This window comes from Clostridium sp. 'deep sea', from assembly GCF_014931565.1.
Taxonomy (GTDB): Bacteria; Bacillota; UBA994; order PWPR01; family PWPR01.
In genome coordinates, this window is record NZ_CP063353.1 from 1,523,024 (window position 1) to 1,543,456 (window position 20,433).

Consider the following 20,433-nt stretch of genomic DNA (forward strand, 5'->3'; position numbering starts at 1 on the left):
CTATAAATTGAACCTAAAAACGTTTAATAAGTGTTCTTATTAAATAAATTGGCATGATTACTTTATTACCTAAACAAAGTAATCATGCCTTTATAATATTATTTAAGCTTATACGGGATCATCTTCAAGTTGAATAGCTTCTATTTCGTGAAACTCAAATTCTAAATTTTGATCTTCCGGAATTGGGGTTTGCTCGGTGTTTTCATCTAAATTAGTAAAAACCTTAATCCAAAGCCTTGCTTCTCCTACAATTTGAGCATTATAGCTCATTTCTACAATAACACAAATTTCATTATCGCCTCTAATATAGGCATCTACAGCTGCAGGGGCTTTATTTAACTGAACTTCAGCGTATTCATTACTTCCCATACGGCTATAACCAATGTTTTTAACAGGAATATAATCGGTATAATGAATGCTCTCTTTCATTACAGCTGTTTGAGCTCCCCCACCAAATGCATACCAAATATGTACATCATATTTGCCCTTAACTTCTACCGCTCCCGGACCTGGTGCTGAGGTATGCATATGATTTTTGCAGGTATATCCTAGTATAATTTCTGGTTCATAATCGGCAATGAGAATATGCTTTTGACGATATTTTTTAGTACCTCTTGCTACAGTTGCCCTTGTCATTATTTCTCTTAAACCAGACTCCTGAAAGTTCATTTAAATCCCCCTTAATACTAACAATCTCTAACTCATAATTAGCAGGCATACTTATGTTTATGCTAAACACTATTTTATTAATACCATTTAGTTAATAAAGTGTTGTTTAAATTATTAAATAATATCTCTGCTTAAATATACGTATAGAATTAAGGGATTATTACTAGTAAACAAATTAACAACTACATTATAAGCTTTATTCCTTGGTTTAAACACTCTTTTACTACACTCTTAGGCCATATAGAAGATTGAACCTCTCCAATGTGTTTTTTACCTAACAAAAACATACATAACCTTGATTGACCAATACCACCACCTATTGTATAAGGCAACGATTTATTCAATACAGCTTGATGATATGGCAACACTAACTTATGGGTTACTTGGTTTAAAACACATTGATTTACAATTGATTGTTCACTCACTCTTATGCCCATAGAAGATAACTCCAGGGCATCTTTTAGTCTCTCATTCCAAACTAAAATATCGCCATTTAGTTGCCAGTCATCATAATCTGGAGCCCTAAAATCATGTCTTTCTCCAGACTGAAGCTTATGCCCTATTTGCATTAAAAAAACAGCACCTTTTTCTTTACAAATTGCTTGTTCTCTTTCTTTAGCTGTTAAGTGGCAATACTTATTCTCTAGTTCTTGACTCGTTATAAAATAAATTTTTTGAGGTAATATGTTGTTAAAATTTCCATAGTTTTTTACAACCATTTGCTGAGTACTATATAGGGCACTATAAATTTTACTTACTACCTGTTGCAAAAACTGTTTATTACGTTGTTTTTTGTTTATTACCAACTCCCAGTCCCATTGATCTACGTAAAACGAATGGGTGTTATCTACCTCTTCATCTTTTCTTATGGCATTCATATTGGTATACAGCCCCTCACCAACAGCAAAGCCAAACTGTGCCAGGGCTTGTCTTTTCCATTTGGCAAGTGACTGTACTATTTCTAAGTTTTTTTCTATAGATTTAGGTTTGAAACAAACTGGCTTTTCAATACCACTAAGGTTATCGTTTAGTCCTGAGCTTTGGCTAACAAATAACGGTGCGGTAACATTTATTAGGTTTAATTTACTCTCTAGCTGGTTTTTAAAATGCTCTTTAATACTCGTAATTGCTTTTTGAGTTGTAATTAAATCTGCCTTACCTACTTTTGGGGTTTGTTGTTTAATCATTTTGGTCTCCTTTACACCTAACAGATTTAAAAACAGAGAATTTATTATTTTTAAACTAAAAAACCTTCCGTTCCTTAAATAAAAGGGACGAAAGGTTATATTCCGCGGTACCACCCAAATTAGCATTGGCTCACTTAATCAGTACGGATATTATAATCGATACTGTCCATTCTGTAACGGTATGGTTCCGTCTAAGTCTACTACCTAAACTATCTGCAAAAACAGATAGCGGGTTCGGTTAGAAACTCCGAGATGTTCTTCAAAGTAGCTCTCATATTGACCTTCCACCAACGTCAATTCGCTATAATTACCTGCTACTTTTACTCTTCTCATCATAGTTTTTAAAATTGTCTATTAGGTTTTAATAATTTTTGCTAGTTTACTACATTTTAATGTTTGTGTCAACAAAAAAATATAAGTAGCTACTATTAAATTTCTAGGTATTGTTTTTTACGTTTAGTAAAGGTTACTAGTTTTTTATAACCAACCTCTTTAAGTTTAGGTATTATAAGCTCATTTAGTTTATAACCTGTATGTTTAGGATCATGGGCATCCGATGATACTGTTACCTCTATACCACACTCTTTTAACAAAGATAGATATTTAAGATTAGGAAACACTACCCCCGCAGGTCTATATAAACCACCCGAATTTATTTCAAAAACTATATCATACTTACTGGCTTCTTCAATAAAATTACTATACATTTTTTCTTCTTGTTTTATACTTAAACGATGTTTGTGATATGCTATATTACCACAGTGACCAAGGATATCAAAAATACCACTTTTAACATTGGCTAATAGTGTTTTAAAGTACTGTTGATACACCTCTAAAATATCTCTGTTTTGCCAATTAGGGTTGGTATCAAAACTCCAGTCATTAAGATAATGAACTGAACCTATTAAAAAATCTACTGGCAAATCCTTTACAAATTCTCTTATAAGATTTTCTTTATTTATAACATAATCCACCTCAAAACCCAGTTTAATAGGTTTGCCTTGTTGTATCATTGTATTTATAAAACTTAGATAATCTTGCATAACTCTATTTTGTTTAGCTTTAACATGTTCGTCTTGAAATAGTAAACCTTTGGCTTCTTTAAACATGTATAGATGCTCTACAATTCCAAATTGACTTATTCCTAAATTCTCTCCTACTGTTAAAAACTCATTTAACCATTCAGCGCTATAAGGACCTCTCTCTAAATGTACATGGTAATCTATCATAGTTTCATTATAAGCAAGGGATTAAAGTTGATATAATCAGCACTTACAAGGCTATACTCTATTCCTTGCCACCCTCCTATTATTGCGTTGTTAAAAGATTTTTGATCATGTAAATGACCATAAATAACTCTTTTTACATTGTATTGTTTAAACAAATCCATAAAACCAGAATGCTCCCTTTTTTCATTAAAGGGCGGAAAATGCATTAATACTATTATAGCTTGTCCTGGTTTTAATTTACAGCTTTTTAGGGATAATTCTAAGCGCTGCAACTCACGTAAATATATTTTTTCATCAGCTGTTTTATAATATAAACTACCGGGACAAAGCCAACCTCTACTGCCCGCTATATGTACGTTATTAATTAAGGTTGAGTTATTCTGTAAAAAAATCATATTATCATAAAGTGAGTTTAAGTACTTTATTTTTTTCCACCAATAATCATGGTTGCCTCTTAACATTATTTTAGTACCTGGCAAAGTGTGAAGCCAATGTAAATCTTCACTGACTTCATCTAAGCTCATAGCCCAGCTTATATCACCAGGAACTGCAATAATATCTTTTTCAGTTATCTTATTTACCCAGTTTTTTTCAATGTTAAATTGATGGTTATCCCAATGATCACCAAACTTACTCATAGGCTTATTTTGATTTCCATTTAAATGTAAATCACCTATTGCAAATAATTTCATTCATACACTCCTATTACAACTGCTTTTCCATAACAACCCATTTATTAAGGGATATTTTTTTTACACTCGCCTCTTTTTTTAGTTTGTTAACTACAGGTAATGGGTCTTTTGATACAGATAAAAAAACAGTATTATTGGTAGTTAATAACTTTCTTATCATTTGTTCTAATGCTATATTACTACTTGTAAAAGACTGCAATACAGTTAAACTATTAAAGTTCATTGCTCTAGTTTTTTTTACTAATAATAGTCCTTTAATCTTTTTTTCACTTACATATGCTAGTGACTGTTCACTATTTAAGATGTCCGACAAAACTTTTGGGTCTAAACCTGTCCACCAACAGTTATCTTGCGGAGAGGTAATTAAACCACCTGCACTGTTGTTATCGTGATGATTTTTTATATATGACCAACATTCATAAACCTTGTCTGGGCGTATTTTTATTACTGATGGCACAGTATTATTGGGATTTTTAGTTGTCAGCTTTAATCTGTGCCAAAGATTCGGTTTTGAAAACCCAAATTTATCAATCATTAAGTGTTGTACTCTACTATTTTTATGCCCTGTTGCAACTCTTAGGGTTTTGATAGACATCATTTTAGCTTGTGATATTTGGTATTTTGCAAACGCTGATCCTACACCTCGGCCTCGATGAGATGGCATGATATAAGCTGATTCTAACCATCCCTCATTAGAACTCGTTTTAGTTATATGCACCATACCTACTACCTTATTATAACAGGATATAACGTGAACACCAGCAGAATAGTTAGATACCACATACATGCTTCGCCATTTTAACGGTACATCTCTATATTTGTTAATAATGGCATAAAGTATAGGCTTATCTTTTTCTCTAAGTGGTCGGAATCTATACAAGAATACCAGACTCCTTTCATCTTCTCTAATTCATTATACGTAATTAAATACAATATGTTAGTTGTTCGTTTTTATTACAACTAGTTTTTATATCTTGCTGTGTTTAAGACAATAAAAAAGAGTAGAGTCTCTTTTATGACTCTACTCTTTGGGGTTCATTGTTGATATATAATATTATTTAATGTTTATATTCTCTTAGCTTGCTTTTTTTTCTTTTGCTATTTTTCTTATTAAGCTTCTTTTCCACTTATTACTTAAATAATAGTAAAGCACAATTGAACCTTCACTAACTGTATAAAAAATAAAACTCCAAGCTACCCAAATAAAAGATAATTTCCATACCCTTGTAGCAAAATAAACAAAAGGTAGCTGAATAAGCCATTGCCCAACAAAACCAGAAATCAAAAGTGGTAATGTATATCCTGAACCTATAAATATGGTGGCTAAACCAAAGTAAAAGCCAATTGGTATTAAACTAACAGACACAATTCTTAATGCAGGTGCCCCTATTTCTATTACTTTAAGATCATCAATAAATAATTTCATGATATTTGGAGCAAATAAACAAGTAAAGATGCCTAAAATAAGCATAGACAAGCCCCCTAAAACAGCAGAAGCTTTAGCGGTTTTATTAGCTCTGTCAATCTCTCCACTTCCTATGTTTTGACCTATCATAGCACTTCCACCATTAAGTAAGCCCTCAATTGGCATAAATAATAAGCCAAATAATCTGGTTAAGATACCCCAGGTTGCTATTGCGGCTGTTCCATATATAGTGGTAAATCTTAGTATAATTAAGTAAGCTATATTTCTTACAACCCCAGCACAGGCTGGAGGTGTACCCACTCTAAAAATTTCTTTTACTAAAGGAAAGTTTGGTTTATGTAAATCCTTAAACTTTAAACTCAAACTACTTTTAGATCCAAATAATATTTTATAACCAACTATAAATGAAAATGTATTAGATATTATGGTAGCTAATGCTACCCCAAATAAACCTAAACCAAGCCCCTTTATTCCTAAAAATGGAATAGTCTCAAACATAAAAATAGGGTCTAAAACCATATTAATAATTGAAGCAATAATTGTTATAAACATAGGACTTTTTGAATCACCGCTACACCTTAAAGCAGACTGTATAGTTAAAGATGAAAACACAACAGGCATAAATAGTGTTCGTAATAATCCATATCTCATAGCACCTTGTAATACTACTGCTTCATCTGTAAATAAACCCATTACGGGTTTCATAATTAATAAAGTAAAAATTGCAGCCCCTGTACCAACCATAAGCTTTAGTACAAACGAACTAGCTATAGCTTTCTCTGTTCTATTTTTGTTTCCTGAGCCAAAACTCTGTGAGATTATAGGCACTGAACCATAGCCAATAATATTATTCACAACATAAATGATAAAGTACAAAGAACTAAAAATGGTAATAGATGCTACTGCTTCGGCAGATAACCTACCGACCCATACCATATCTACTAAACTATAAAAGTTTTGGGCCATAGCACCCAACATTGCTGGTAGAGACATATATATTAAGTTATTATAAATACTACCCTTTGTTAAGTCACGCTTTCTCATCGCTAAACCTCCACAGCTAAGAGAGATATATTATACCATACCTTTAGCATAAATGAGAAAGCACTGAAATATACAGAATAAAGTGATTTATTTTATTTACATACATTTTCATTATAATAATTGAAGTTTATATTTGTTTTTACTCGTAAATTATTATTCTATAATTTAAATATTATCTTAAACAAAAACATACATAGCTAACTAATATAAAATAGGAGTTACCTAAACAGTAGCTCCTATTATTTTCTTTATTAAACTGTATATACACTTCGAGGCAACATAACCCTAATTACAATATTAATCTGCTGGTACAGGAGCGTTTTGATAGGCTGCTTCTTCTGCTTTTTTACGCCATGTACCTTTTTTGTAAAAACCCCAAATAACTATTCCCTCACATAAAGCAAATCCTAAATAAGATAAAGGTATAAATTGGAATGGTAATTTTAACACCTTAGAGAATAAGAAAATAAGTGGAATTTGTACGCCCCATTGACTTACTATACCTGCAACCAAAAAAGGTAAAGTATAGCCCGAGCCAGCAAATACTGTGGCTCTACCCATATAAGCTGCTATTATTGGCATACACATAATTCCATAACGTAATCCAGATACACCTAGCTTAATAACCTCTTTTTCATCATTAAAGATGCCAATAATTTGAGGTGTAAATAGATATGCTAAGGCACATATTGCTAACATGGAAATAAAACCAAACTTACCAGCTACAAAACCAGCTTTTTCAGCCCGGTCTAACCGACCTCCACCAATGTTTTGACCAACAACGGTACTGCCACCTTGTACTAAGCCATTAACAGGCATAAATAATAAGCCAAATAATCTACCAATAATACCCCATGCTGCTATAGCATAGGTTCCAAAAGCAGTTACAAAACCAAGTATAATTACATTAGCTAAGTTCCTAATTAAACCACTTACAGCTTGTGGCAAACCTATTTTTACAATTCGCCCAATTATATTCCAATCAAAAGTGAACAAATCTGTAAGTTTTAAGCTATAGGAACTTTTTGGTCCAAACATTATCCAATATGCAATAATAAATGATAGTGTTGTTGAAATTACCGTAGCCAAAGCTGCACCAAATACTCCTAGCCCAAACCCTGGTAATCCTATACCTGGTATTGTTTCAAAAATAAAAATGGGATCTAATACTATATTTAAACCCGCAGTAATCATAGTTATAATCATAGGACTTTTGGAATCACCACTACAACGTAAAGCAGTTGTAACCGTAAATGATGAGAACATCACAGGTAAAAATAGCACCCTAATTCTACCATACTGTAAGGCATCTCTTAGTGTTTGTGCGTCTTTTGCAAATACTCCCAATAATGGCTCCAATACTATATACAGAATTATAGAAGCTATTATACCGGCCATTAATTTAAAGGCAAAGGTATTTGCTATTCCTTTACGTGCTTCTTCATGATTACCAGAGCCAAAGCTTTGGGACAATACGGCAACTGATCCATTTCCAATAACATTATTCAATACAAATACCAAAAAATATATTGAACTAAAAACTGTTACACCTGCCATAGCTCCTGCAGAAATTTTTCCTATCCATATCATATCAACTAAATCGTACAATGTTTGGGTAACCATACTAAACATTACTGGAATTGACATATACATAATATTTTTAACTATACTACCTTGTGTTAAATCTCTACTTTTCATTTTTTCACCTTCTCACCTATTCTTAACAATAATAAAGTATCATGAAAAAATAATAATGTCAACTATAAATTTAATGTTTTTAAGGGTTAATCTTAAATTTATTAAAGTACAACTTGTCATTTTTAATATTATAGTGAAATGGAGAGAGATTAATTATTCATAAAAAGAGCCACTTAATAGTTAAGTAGCTCTTATATGTTGTAAAATCATTATTTTTTAGAATAAATGAAAATTTTAACTTAATAGCAAACTACTCAACAGCTTTTTCTTGAACTTTAGCTTTCCAGTTTCCTCTTGCAAAGAAATAGAAAATTAAAACTCCTTCTACCACGGTGTAAGCAATATTAGAAGCTGCCAAATAAACAAATGGTAAATTCCATAACTTTGTGATTAAATACATAACAGGTATTTGAACTATCCACTGACCAACAACTCCAGATATTAAAAACGGCAAGGTGTAACCTGTACCTGTAAATATAGTTGCTTTACCCATATATAAAGCCACAAAAGGCATGCTAATTATAATGATACGTAATACCTCTCCGCCCATTTTAGTAACCTCCCCATTATCTGTAAATAAATTTACAACTTGGGGAGCCACTTTATAGCCAAGTATAGCAACTACCATCATTACTAAAAATCCAATTTTACTTGCAATATTACTAGATTCTACTGCCCTATCATATTGTTTGGCACCAATATTTTGACCAACAACAGTACCTGAACCTTGCATTAATCCAAAAATAGGCATAAATAACAGGTTTAAAATCCTACTGACAATACCCCAGGCAGCTAAAGCTAGTGTTCCATAAGACGTTATAAATCCTAACATTATTACATTTGCCAAATTTCGTAGCATTTGCGATGTTGCTTGTGGTATACCTATTTTTACAATACGATAAACAATACTCCAGTCGATATTCCAAAAATCACTTAATTTAAGTTTATAAACACTTTTGGGACCAAACATTAGCCAATAAGAAATAATAAAAGAAAGCGTAACAGATATTACTGTAGCTAAAGCAGCTCCAAAAACACCTAAACCAAGGCCAGGTATTCCAATATAAGGGACTTTATCAAAAATAAAAATGGGATCTAAAACGATATTTAATACTGCAGATAAAAGTGTAATATACATAGGACTACGAGAATCTCCACTACAACGAAGGGCTGTAGTGACAGTAAATGAAGAAAACATAATAGGCATGAAAATTGCTCGAATTCTGCCGTAAGCTAAGGCATCATTTAATACCTGAGGATCATCTGTGAAGTGGTTTAATAAAGGCTCTAAAGCTAAGGATAAAACTATTGCCGCAATTATTCCCACTAACAACTTAAAAGCAAAGGTATTTGCTATAGCCGTTCGTGCTTTTTCCTTGTCTCCTGATCCAAAGCTCTGAGAGAGAACAGTAACCGAGCCCCCTCCAATAATACTATTTAGTGAACCCACTAAAAAATACAATGAGCTAAAAACTGTAACACCTGCTACTGCTACTGCAGATATTCGACCTATCCAAATCATATCTACAAGACTATAAAATGTTTGCATAACCATACTAAGCATTACAGGCAACGACATATAAAGAATATTAGATGTTAAATTGCCTTTGGTTAAGTCTCTTGTTCTTATTTTAATCCCTCCCTTACCATACCCTGTTTTTAGGGTGTTTTAGAAATATACCAATAAAGATATATTTAGTCAACTAAATTATTTCAATTTTTAAAGCATTGGTTATATATATTTTTTATAAAAAAAAAGAACATTTGTTTTTACTAAAACCAAAATACTATAAAACTGCTATAAAAAAAATAATTGCATCTATAATAATTATACATGCAATTATTTTAGTAGTTATACAGCTAATAATATATTACCTAAATTAGCTTGCACTTAGTTTTTATTATGGAAATGAAGTAAGCCAGCAAACATTTTAATGCCGTATGTTAGGGCATCTTCTTCTATTGTAAACTTAGAGTGATGAAGTGGATATTGCTCACCTTGTTTTAACTTGGTACCAAGCCTAAAGAAAGATCCAGGTTTATCCTGAACATAATAAGCAAAGTCCTCACCAAGCATTGAAGCAAAGGGAATCTCTATAACCTTACCTTCACCCAATAATTTATTACCAACATTTCTTAGTACATCAACACTCTCTTTATGATTGATTAATGGTGGATAGCCATTGGTATAGGTAAACTGATAGTCTCCCCCTTGAGCTTTAACTGTGTTAGCAATTACTTCTTCAATTCTAGATTTCACTAACTCACGAACTTCGGGTAACAGTGTTCTTACTGTGCCAGCTAGCTCTACTTTTTCAGCAATAACATTAAATCGAAAGCCACCATTAATTTGTCCTATAGTTAATACTGCTGCATGTTGAGGATTAACGTTTCTACTCACTATTGTTTGCAAGTTATTTATTACTTGCGCAGCTAATACAACAGCATCAACTGTTTGATGAGGAGAGGCTCCATGCCCACCTTTACCTATAATAGTTGCCTCAAACTTATCTGCTGCCGCCATCATTGGCCCATCTATAACTGAAATACTGCCAACTGGCACCTCTGGGCTACAATGTAGTCCATAAACATAGTCTACCCCTTGTAGCGCTGCATCATCAATTAATTGAATAGCTCCACCAGGAGGAGTTTCTTCGGCCGGTTGAAACAAAAACCTAAAACAACCATTGTATTCATGTAAATGGTCTTTTACAAACTTAATAGTTGTCATCAACATTGCCGTATGTGAGTCATGACCACAGGCATGCATAAAACCTTCATTTTGTGATTTAAAAGGCAATTTAGTTTCTTCTATAACTGGTAAGGCATCTATATCCGCTCTTAAAGCTATTGTTTTACCTGGTCTACCCGTATTAAGCTCTGCAATAATGCCTGTTGCTCCAGATTTTGTATACTTAATGTTTAATTCATTTAAGTAGCTAACTATAAACTCACTTGTTTTAAACTCATTAAATCCTTTTTCGGGATGTTGATGTAACCATCTTCTTAACTTTATTGCTTCATCAAGATAATTATTAGCGTTGTTAATGAAATCCATGTATTTCACTCCCTATACTCATTAGTTATTAAAGCATTACAAAAAAAATGTAGTACCCACTACCAGTGATTATAACAAAATTATTTAAAGTAGGCTTACTAAAATTACGATTATCTAAAAATAGCTTTTGCATTAAGTTACTTTAGCAGGATAACAATATAATATGCCGAATTTATACTTGGAAAATATAATTTAGGAGGAGAGCAATGACTAATAAACGTAGAATTACAGTTGAAGATTTATACAACATGAAATGGATTAGCGACCCTCAAATTTCACCAGACGGAAGCCTTATTGCTTACGTTTTAAAAACAGTTGATCCTAAAGATAAAATGAAATACCAAAACCATATTTGGATGGTGCCTACTGATGGTAGCAGAGAGGCCTATCAATTTACTAACCTGTGTAGTAGTGAAACAAATCCACGCTGGTCTCCAGACAGCAAAACCTTGATCTTTACAGCTAAACGAGATGAGTTTACCCAGGCTTGGTCTATTCCTGTAGCTGGAGGAGCTCCTCTGGAGGTAACTGATAATAGATTTAATACAGGAGCACCAGTATGGTCACCAGATGGTACTAAAATAGCTTATACAGCTAAAGTGAAACCTGAAAGTGATTGCAATGAAGCAGAAAAATCAGATGTAAAATATATAGATAAATTATTTTACAAACTAAATGGTACTGGCTTTTTAGATAACAAAGTTAGTCAGTTATTTGTTACTGACATAAATAGTGGTGATACTACACAACTAACCAAGAGTGAATTTGCAGTTGCTGCCCCTAGTTGGTCACCATGCAGTAAGTTTTTAGCCTTTAGCTCCAATAGAACTGAAGATGCAGAATACAATAATTTAACAGATATATGGACTATAGATTTAAAAGCAGAGAACCTAACTAAAATTACCACTACTGGGGGACGAGCTAGTTCACCATCATGGTCTCCTAATGGCAAATATATTGCCTATATTGGCGATAAAATGGAGCATGGCAGTGCAACTATTTCTACAATTTACTTAATTAATTTAGCAAGTAAAGAAGAAATTAATTTATTACCAAACTTAGAAACAGCTCCTCGACATGCCGTAGGTGGAGACAGTGTTTCATCTCCATCTAATGGCTTAATATGGAGTAAAAACAACAAACATATTTATTTCAACGCCAGTATGTACGGAAAAACTGCCTTATATAAAGTAGAGACTACTAAAGAAGCGAAACTCACCAAGTTAACAGAGGGTGATGAAGTTTTATATGGCATGAGTTATTCAGATGAATCTAAAACATTTGCTGTAACTCGATCTAGCTTTATTACAATAGGTGATTTATTTGTTATTGATGACAATAATAATAGGCGTCAATTAACAGATGTTAATAGTGCTTTATTAGCTGAAGTTGAATTATCTCAACCAGAACAGTTTAAGTATAACTATGATAGATTTGAAATTGAAGGTTGGATAATGAAACCTTACGGTTTTAAAGAGGGCGAAACATACCCCACAATACTAGAGATTCATGGTGGTCCACACGCTGCTTACGGCCATATTTTCTTCCATGAATTTCAATTGCTTGCTGCCAAAGGTTATACAGTTGTGTTCACTAATCCACCAGGAAGCAGTAACTATGGTCAAGATTTTTATACCCAAACCCACCATGATTGGGGTGGCTTAGATTACCGATCATTAATGGCCGCGGTAGATTATGTGAATGAAAACTATAATTACGTAGCCAAAGATAATTGGGGTGTAACAGGCGGAAGTTACGGTGGCTATATGGTTAACTGGATGATTGGTCAAACAGATTTCTTTAAAGCTGGTGTAAGTTTACGAAGCACTTGTAACCGCTATAGCCAATTTGGCACTAGTGATGTAGGCTTCTTTAACGGTAATTACGAGCAAAAAGGAAACCCTTGGGATAATGCAGAGTTTTACTTAAAGGTTTCACCTCTCACTTATGTAAACAACGTAAAAACTCCACTTATGTTAATTCACAGCGAAAACGATTTACGTTGTCCAATTAGCCAAGCAGAAGAGTTTTTCAGTGCCTTAAAATGGTTAAAAAAAGAGGTAGTTATGGTAAGATTCCCCAATGAAACCCATGAGCTTTCAAGGGCAGGAAAACCAAAACATCGCATAGAAAGATTAAACTATTTATTAGGCTGGTTTACAGACCATATTAAAATAAGTAATGATATGTACAGCAACTAAAAAATAACAAAAAATGAACGACTAAAGTCGTTCATTTTTTATTGCCTTAAATTTTAACGACAATTTAAATATAGGCTTCCTTAACACCCACAACGGAATCACACTGAGGTGATTGCCTACCAATTCAGTTTTTTTATGTATTTACCTTAGTGAACAACCTCTGTGTTGTTCAACTGTTTGTTATTACCTTATACTTTGATAATTAAATATAACATTACTTAATACCCACAATGGAATCACACTGAGGTGATTGCCTACCAGTTCAGTTTTTTTATGTATTTACCGTAGTGAACTACCTCTGTGTTGTTCAACTGTTTGTTATTACCTTATACTTTGATAATTAAATATAACATTCCTTAATACCCACAATGGAATCACACTGAGGTGATTGCCTACCAATTCAGTTTTTTTATGTATTTACCGTAGTGAACAACCTCTGTGTTGTTCAACTGTTTGTTATTACCTTATACTTAATTGACAATTTAAATATAGTATTCCTTAATACCCACAATGGAATCACACTGAGGTGATTGCCTACCAGTTCAGTTTTTTTATGTATTCGCCCATTACGTGAAAGATAAAAAGACCATTTAGAATAATCTAAATGGCCTTACAAAGCATAAAACTATTATTTAGAAGCCTCAAAAACTAAAGCAACCATCATTTCAACACCTGTAGCTAAACAATCATCAGAGGCATTGTAACGAGGATTATGTCCTGGGTAATCATCAACTTTAGCTCCTAAGTAGAAAAATGCACCCGGAACTTCTTTGGCAAAGTAAGCAAAGTCTTCGCCACCCATACCAGGTAATTCTCTATTATATATTTTGTCTGCTGGTAAGTGTTTTTCAGCAGTAGCTTTTACTATCTCTACAGCCTTTTTATCATTATAAACAGATGGGTATCCATACCAATAGTCTACAGTTGCTGTGGCACCATGAGCTAATGCTGTATGTTCAGCTACCTCAATAATTCTCTTTTTAAGTAACTCACGAGTTTCGGGTGTAAGTGTTCTCACAGTCAACTTCATTTCAGCTGTTTCCGCTATAATATTATTAACTGTACCACTATGCATACTACCAACTGTAACAACACCACTATCAATAGGGTTAACTGATCTACTAACAATAGAATGTAAACCTACTATTACATGACCAGCTACTGCCACAGCATCTACTCCTAAGTGAGGATAAGCACCATGAGCACCTTTGGCGTTAATTGTTATAGTGCAGCCATCTGTGTTAGCATGGCTATAGCCATTGTTAATCTCTACTGTGCCTATTGGTTTAGAAACACTAGTATGCAAAGCAAATACATACTCTGCATCAGGATTTTTAAGAACATTATTGGCTACCATACCTAATGCTCCTCCTGGTGGAACCTCCTCAGCTGGTTGAAACAAGAATTTTACTGTGCCAGGTACTTCGTCACGATATTTTGCCAAGGCTGTAGCAGCACCCATTAAAACTGTGGTATGAATATCATGTCCACAGGCATGCATTACGCCTTCATTTTGAGATTTATAAGAAACATCGGTTAATTCTTTAATAGGAAGAGCATCCATATCTGCTCTTAAAGCAATAGTTTTACCGGGTTTACCACCTTTAAGTACCCCCATTACCGCAGTAGAGTTAGGAAAACGAGTAACCTCAATTCCTGCTTCTGTTAAAGCCTTTTCTACTAATGCAGATGTTTTAAACTCCTCATTAGCTAATTCAGGGTTTTGATGTACAATGTGACGCCATTCTGTTACTTGTGCAATAACTTCATTTACAGCTTTTTTAATATCCACAACATTTCCTCCCTTTTTATTTATATATTGAGTTTCCTCAATGCACTGCTAGTATTATCTATTTGTTAAAAGGCTATAACAAATAGCCTAAATTAAACTTACCCACTAATAACTTGTTCACTTTTTTGCTTTTTAATTATAAATACCACAATTAATGATGCTAAGGCACTTATAAACATACTTATAGGTAAAACATAAAAGGTTTTAACAACTCCATAAGCATCGTTCAAAATACCAATAATATTATTGCCCACTAAAAAAATCATATGAGAAATTGCGGTTATATTAGCAGTTGCTCTAGCCTGATTGCCTTTAAACAATACAGCAATAGTTAACATGAGAGTTGGATAAATAATCGACTGAAAAAATCCTGCAATCGAGATAAACAGCAAACCATCTACTCCCCTTATTATACCAAATAAATATATAAACGCAGAGATTAAAGTTGTACCAATAATTGCTGTTAAATATGGCATCTTTTCAACTATAAAACCACCAACTAATCTGCCACCGGTAAACAACATAAAGAAAAGAGATAAGTAAAATGAGCTATCATTAGAATTTATGGCCCTACCCTCAACTGCATAACTAACAAACCAATTTGAGGTACCTATTTCACCAATTAGATAAAAACCAAGCATAATAATTAGACCTACATAGATTGAAAGATTATTTTTAACACTCTTTGATTTACTGTTAGCTCTTTTTTCTGCTTGCGGCAACTCTGTAAAAAATACAAATATAGCAAGTATAAAAGAAATACTAGCTAGTACTGGAAAAAATACTCTCCATGAAACATTTTTATATAAAAAATAACCACTCAGTCTTTGTGAAGTAGCTAACCCTAGTCCAAAGCAAAAATGCACTAAATTCATTAATACAGCTTTACGCGTTACTTTAAAATTAGGTACCGTTATATTAATAGCTAAAGTAACTAAACCCAAAGCAATACCCTGCCCTAACATACCTAAACACAAAACAAAATAGGTTTGGGAGCTAAAAATAATCAATAAAAACAGTGTTAAAGTAGCTAATGCCCCAGCTAAAACCTTTGAACTACCTATTTTCTCAACTAATCTGCCACCAAAATATATAGCCAATAAGTAGGATACGCTTTCAAAAGTAAATAACAAGGCAATAGCCTTACTATCAATAACAAAGGTACTCTTCCATACTGGAACTAAAACTCCTTTTAAACCAGCCGTTAAAGACATTATTAACATTGAAGCAAAAATAAGCACTATTGCTCTTATATTATTTTTTGATTTCATTAGATTTCCTCCAAGGCTGGTTTATTAACATCTGTATTCTTTGACATTTTGAAGATAATACCTGCTGTTATAGCCGAAATTAATACCCAAAACGGTACAATATAAAAGGTTTTAACAACACCAAAACTTACATTTAAATAGCCAATAACCATATGGCTTACATTGTTTATAATTGATACACCAATTGACACAAAAGACATTGCCCGTGCTGTATTATTTGGAAAATAACGTGGAATTGTAATCATAACAGTAGGATAAATAATAGCCTGAATTAAACCAGAAGCAGTAATTAAAATGAGTCCTTTTGTACCCATTAAAATTCCAAGTGTGAAGGTAAAGGCACTTATTACTTGAACCCAAAATACCCCACGTATGTAACCAAACTTTTCTAACACAAAACCTCCCGTAAACCTACCAATAGTAAACAACACAAAGAACAGCGATAAATAAATTGAACCAATATTTTCATTTATATTAAAGCCTCCTTTCATGTAATTCACAAACCAGTTATTAACACCATGCTCACCCATTAAACCAAAGCCAAGGGTAATAATAAGTAAGTAGAGCATTTTATTTGTTAGTAACTTATCCTTAGGTTTATTAAGCTCATTTTTAACCTTTGTTTTCTTTTCCTGTTGCCAAGGGTAAGACGAAAAGCTAACATATAGTAATACCAAAATGTGAAAAATAATAAAACCCAAAAACATATATCTCCAACTAATATTATTAGCTATAAAATATCCTGTAACTCTTTGAATAATTGCTGATCCTAAACCATAACATCCATGAATTATATTTAATAAAGCAGCCTGAAACGCTATTGCATATAAAGGGGTAGTGATATTAACACCCATAATTAAAAAGGCATTACCAATACCATTAATAAAATATCCTATAGTAAACCACATAAAACTGGGGCTCCAAAACATAATAGCTAAAGAACCAACAACTATTAAAACCCCTAGTTGCATTAAACGTTTATTGCCTAGTTTATAGATTAATGAACCAGCAACATAGGTAAATGCCATATAACCAAAAGTACTTATTAATAACATGGTACCAATACTACTATCGTCTATTAAAAAGTCTTTTTTTAGCACTGGAACCATTACTCCCCGAGAACCTCCCAAAAGTGCCATACCTAGCATAATACTAAGCAACGATGCTATAGATAAATACTGTTTCCTTTTGCTCATACTCTTTTTCCCCTTTTTATATCACCTGCAATTATAAACGGCTGTAAGCATAATAGCAATAGTTATACTATGTTATAGAGGAGTTGACTAATTACAGAAATTAACATACACTATTCCGCAAAACCTACACTTGCTAATTTTTGGGTAAGCAACAGTTGCGAGTGCCAGTTGTTAAGGCAGGACACATCATTCGGGTTTAGCCACCTACCACGATTCAAATTAATAGATATATTAAAGCTGTAAATTTACTTAAAGCAAATGCGTCAAGAAATATCCCTTGTGGGAGGTTATTGATACTTTTTTAGGTTCAGTTTGTAACAAACTAACCTAAAGCGTATAATTTAATTAAAGTCTATACCTTACGGCAACTTAAGCTCACAATATACATATTAGCTAATCTAGAGTTATTACAAAATACATTAATAGGAGGAATAAAGAGGAGGAATAAATGAAAAAAAACACTAAACTTTTATTATTTAGTTTACTTTTTTGGTTTACATTAGATATTACAGGCTTTTCATTAGGAAATTTCACGCTAGTTGAGAGTCCTGGCATAAAAAGCATAGATTTTATTTGGTGGCTATTTTTTATTATGTTTTCAATCTTATATTTACTTAAAAAGAGAATAGGTAAATATATATTATCTATATTTTTAGTTATTTGGACTGCTATTCAATACACCTCACACTGGCATTACACAATTTTTGGTGTTAGTGAAAGAAAACTAAGTAGCTATAACAGTTACTTTAGAAATACATATCACATTATACCCGCATCTACCAATATACTTATACCGGACTTATACCACATTATTTTGCATGTTTTAATAATTTCTTCACTTATTTCATTAGTAGTTAGTATAGTTAAAAAAAGGATTTAAAAAACAACTAAAACTTAGGGAGGTACAGCATGGCAGATTATATCGGAGATCTACGCAAGCTAATTGGAACTAAACCAATTATTATGTGTGGAGCAAATGTGATTTTAGTTAATGAGAAAAAGCAAATACTTTTGCACCATCGTACAGACAGAGATTGGTGGGGGTTACCTGGGGAGCTATGGAACTAGGTGAGAGTCTTGAAGAAACAGCTAAAAGAGAGGTTTGCGAAGAGGTTAATTTAATATGTAATAGCCTTCAGCTATTTAATGTTTACTCCGGTAAAGAACTATATTATAAATACCCCGATGGTAATGAAGTATACAATGTCACAGTCACTTATTTATGCAATGACTTTAATGGAAATATAAAAGTTGAACTAACAGAAGGCAGAGATGCAAAGTTTTTTAATTTAGACAAAATACCTAAAAATTTAAGTTCTACTATAAGATGCATCGTTGAGGATTATATAAAACTTGCGCATAAACCTAAAACATCTGTCCTACCTCACTGTAGGGTCTGACCTCCTTTACACTAGCTTGAACTTGATAATCTTTTAATAATATTTACAAAGGCAGATTTGACATAAGCAAGAGGCCTGACCCTTGTTGTAATTAAAGCTTATAGCTTTACCTTACAGCTCGTTATAAAGATGTTTGATTAACGCAGAGTTTATGAAAATTTATTGGTAGTTGGTGTTTGACCCATTACAGATTACAGTAACTTTATTCGCAGATCCTACGGCTTGCTAATTTTTGGGTAAGCAACGGTTGCGAGTACCAGTTGTTAAGGCAGGACACATCATTCGGGTCAGCCACCCACCACGATTCAAATTAATAGATATATTAAAGCTGTAAATTTACTTAAAGCAAATGCGTCAAGAAATGTCCCTTGTGGGAGGTTTTATGTAGAGTTTGGGTTGAGGTTATTAACAAACATAAACCAAAAACGTCTAGCTGACCTCACAGTAGCTGTTTCAATAATTGCAGCTATTCCCCTCCTTTAATTAAAGGTTTTCTAACTTTAACAGAGAATATTAGACTATGAAAATAAATGGAGGTGCTTAATTATGCGTATTTATCTGTCTGTAGATATAGAAGGAATTTGTGATGTAGTTAATAGTGAGCACACTAGCAATAAAGGCTTTTTATATAACTCAGCTCGTGAGCAAATGACTCGTGAAGCTAATGCGGCTATTGAGGGCGCTATAAGAGCGGGTGCTACAGAATTTGTAGTGAATGATTCACATGGCCCTATGGTTAATCTAATTCCGGGTTTGTTACATAAAAAAGCCGAGTTAATTACTGGCACTACTAAACCCTTAGGTATGATGCAGGGTTTTGATGGCAGTTTTGATGCAGCTATGTTTATTGGCTACCATGCTCGTAATAATACTCAGGGTGTTTTAAGCCATACCATTAGTGGTGGGGCTGTAGATAATATTTGGATAAACGACATTATTGTGGGTGAATCTGGCTTTAATGCTGCCATTGCGGGTGCTTATGATGTACCTGTGATTTTAGTGACAGGAGACAATGTAGTTAGTGCCGAGGTTAAAGAATTGCTTGGAGAAGATTTGGTTACAGCAGAAGTTAAAGAAGCTATTACTCGCTACAGTGCTAAGTGTTTACACCCAGAGCTTGCCTGCGAGCGTATTGAAGAAGCGGCTTTTAGAGCAGTAAATAGTATTAGTACCCGTAAACCATATAAATTACAAGGCCCTTATACCGCCAAGCTACAGCTACACAACTCGGGCTTAGCAGACAATGCTTCTCGTTTACCAAATTGTGTTAGGGTAAATGGAGATACCGTTAGTTATTCTGGAGATAATATTGTTGATGTATTAACTGCTATTAGAGTTATGATTTCTTTAAGTAGATAATTAAATTATATATATTAATTAAAGCGACAGTCGGGGAAATAGATTTTTTTCTATTTTGCTGGCTGTCTTTTGTTATATAGTACATGTTCAATATACTGTAAAAATACACGTTATGTTTTAATCCTACCAACTTAGTGAACGTGACTTCGCGCTTTTCTTTACCTTTACAATGAATTAAAATAACAATTTATATCATAAAAGTTCTGCTCAA

At 33.2% G+C, this 20,433-nt stretch carries 17 protein-coding genes and 1 other annotated feature; of the genes, 5 read left to right on the forward strand and 12 right to left on the reverse strand.

Annotated elements, in window-relative coordinates:
- Positions 1–108: 108 nt before the first annotated feature.
- The 9 genes from cotE to IMX26_RS07190 all read right to left on the reverse strand — a co-directional run bounded on the left by cotE (position 109) and on the right by IMX26_RS07190 (position 11,003).
- A complete protein-coding gene (gene cotE, locus IMX26_RS07150) occupies positions 109–669 on the reverse strand; it encodes an outer spore coat protein CotE (protein WP_195160986.1) in 561 nt (186 codons plus the stop codon).
- A 182-nt stretch (positions 670–851) separates the two neighbouring features.
- The gene (asnA, locus tag IMX26_RS07155; RefSeq protein ID WP_195160987.1) at positions 852–1,856 is read right to left on the reverse strand and encodes an aspartate--ammonia ligase; all 1,005 of its coding nucleotides are present in this window, start codon (positions 1,854–1,856) and stop codon (positions 852–854) included.
- Positions 1,857–1,936: 80 nt separating this feature from the next.
- Positions 1,937–2,201: a binding site (T-box leader), on the reverse strand.
- Positions 2,202–2,284: 83 nt separating this feature from the next.
- Complete coding sequence (locus tag IMX26_RS07160; RefSeq protein WP_195160988.1) at positions 2,285–3,085, reverse strand: histidinol-phosphatase; 801 nt, start codon at positions 3,083–3,085, stop codon at positions 2,285–2,287.
- The gene (locus IMX26_RS07165) at positions 3,082–3,777 is read right to left on the reverse strand and encodes a metallophosphoesterase (RefSeq protein WP_195160989.1); all 696 of its coding nucleotides are present in this window, start codon (positions 3,775–3,777) and stop codon (positions 3,082–3,084) included. The genes IMX26_RS07160 and IMX26_RS07165 overlap by 4 nt, the downstream gene beginning before the upstream one ends.
- Positions 3,778–3,790: 13 nt before the next feature.
- The gene (locus IMX26_RS07170; protein ID WP_195160990.1) at positions 3,791–4,657 is read right to left on the reverse strand and encodes a GNAT family N-acetyltransferase; all 867 of its coding nucleotides are present in this window, start codon (positions 4,655–4,657) and stop codon (positions 3,791–3,793) included.
- 195 nt (positions 4,658–4,852) lie between these two features.
- On the reverse strand, positions 4,853–6,247 hold the full coding sequence (locus tag IMX26_RS07175) for an MATE family efflux transporter (protein ID WP_195160991.1): 1,395 nt from the start codon (positions 6,245–6,247) through the stop codon (positions 4,853–4,855).
- Between the two features lie 297 nt (positions 6,248–6,544).
- Complete coding sequence (locus tag IMX26_RS07180) at positions 6,545–7,945, reverse strand: MATE family efflux transporter (RefSeq protein WP_195160992.1); 1,401 nt, start codon at positions 7,943–7,945, stop codon at positions 6,545–6,547.
- Between the two features lie 250 nt (positions 7,946–8,195).
- Positions 8,196–9,524, reverse strand: a complete 1,329-nt coding sequence (locus tag IMX26_RS07185; protein ID WP_347707902.1) for an MATE family efflux transporter — start codon at positions 9,522–9,524, stop codon at positions 8,196–8,198.
- A gap of 312 nt (positions 9,525–9,836) precedes the next feature.
- Positions 9,837–11,003, reverse strand: a complete 1,167-nt coding sequence (locus IMX26_RS07190; protein WP_195160994.1) for an amidohydrolase — start codon at positions 11,001–11,003, stop codon at positions 9,837–9,839.
- Positions 11,004–11,209: 206 nt separating this feature from the next.
- On the opposite strand from IMX26_RS07190, the gene IMX26_RS07195 reads away from it, so the two are divergent.
- Entirely contained in the window at positions 11,210–13,204 is a 1,995-nt protein-coding gene (locus IMX26_RS07195) for a S9 family peptidase (protein WP_195160995.1), read from the forward strand.
- Between the two features lie 628 nt (positions 13,205–13,832).
- Here IMX26_RS07195 and IMX26_RS07200 read toward each other — a convergent pair.
- From IMX26_RS07200 to IMX26_RS07210, 3 genes are all read right to left on the reverse strand, one after another.
- Positions 13,833–14,996: an amidohydrolase gene (locus IMX26_RS07200; RefSeq protein ID WP_195160996.1), complete on the reverse strand. Its 1,164-nt coding sequence runs from the start codon at positions 14,994–14,996 to the stop codon at positions 13,833–13,835.
- A gap of 98 nt (positions 14,997–15,094) precedes the next feature.
- On the reverse strand, positions 15,095–16,267 hold the full coding sequence (locus IMX26_RS07205) for an MFS transporter (RefSeq protein ID WP_195160997.1): 1,173 nt from the start codon (positions 16,265–16,267) through the stop codon (positions 15,095–15,097).
- Positions 16,267–17,463 carry an MFS transporter gene (locus IMX26_RS07210; RefSeq protein ID WP_195160998.1) on the reverse strand — a complete coding sequence of 399 codons (1,197 nt, stop codon included), beginning with the start codon at positions 17,461–17,463 and terminating at the stop codon, positions 16,267–16,269. Before IMX26_RS07210 ends, IMX26_RS07205 begins: the two co-directional genes overlap by 1 nt.
- 448 nt (positions 17,464–17,911) lie before the next feature.
- On the opposite strand from IMX26_RS07210, the gene IMX26_RS07215 reads away from it, so the two are divergent.
- The 4 genes from IMX26_RS07215 to IMX26_RS07225 all read left to right on the forward strand — a co-directional run bounded on the left by IMX26_RS07215 (position 17,912) and on the right by IMX26_RS07225 (position 20,222).
- A complete protein-coding gene (locus IMX26_RS07215; RefSeq protein WP_195160999.1) occupies positions 17,912–18,343 on the forward strand; it encodes a hypothetical protein in 432 nt (143 codons plus the stop codon).
- Between the two features lie 29 nt (positions 18,344–18,372).
- Entirely contained in the window at positions 18,373–18,531 is a 159-nt protein-coding gene (locus IMX26_RS17700; protein WP_207729330.1) for a hypothetical protein, read from the forward strand.
- Positions 18,522–18,863 carry an NUDIX domain-containing protein gene (locus IMX26_RS07220; RefSeq protein ID WP_207729331.1) on the forward strand — a complete coding sequence of 114 codons (342 nt, stop codon included), beginning with the start codon at positions 18,522–18,524 and terminating at the stop codon, positions 18,861–18,863. Before IMX26_RS17700 ends, IMX26_RS07220 begins: the two co-directional genes overlap by 10 nt.
- 546 nt (positions 18,864–19,409) lie before the next feature.
- Positions 19,410–20,222, forward strand: a complete 813-nt coding sequence (locus IMX26_RS07225; RefSeq protein ID WP_195161000.1) for a M55 family metallopeptidase — start codon at positions 19,410–19,412, stop codon at positions 20,220–20,222.
- The last annotated feature ends 211 nt before the right edge of the window (positions 20,223–20,433 follow it).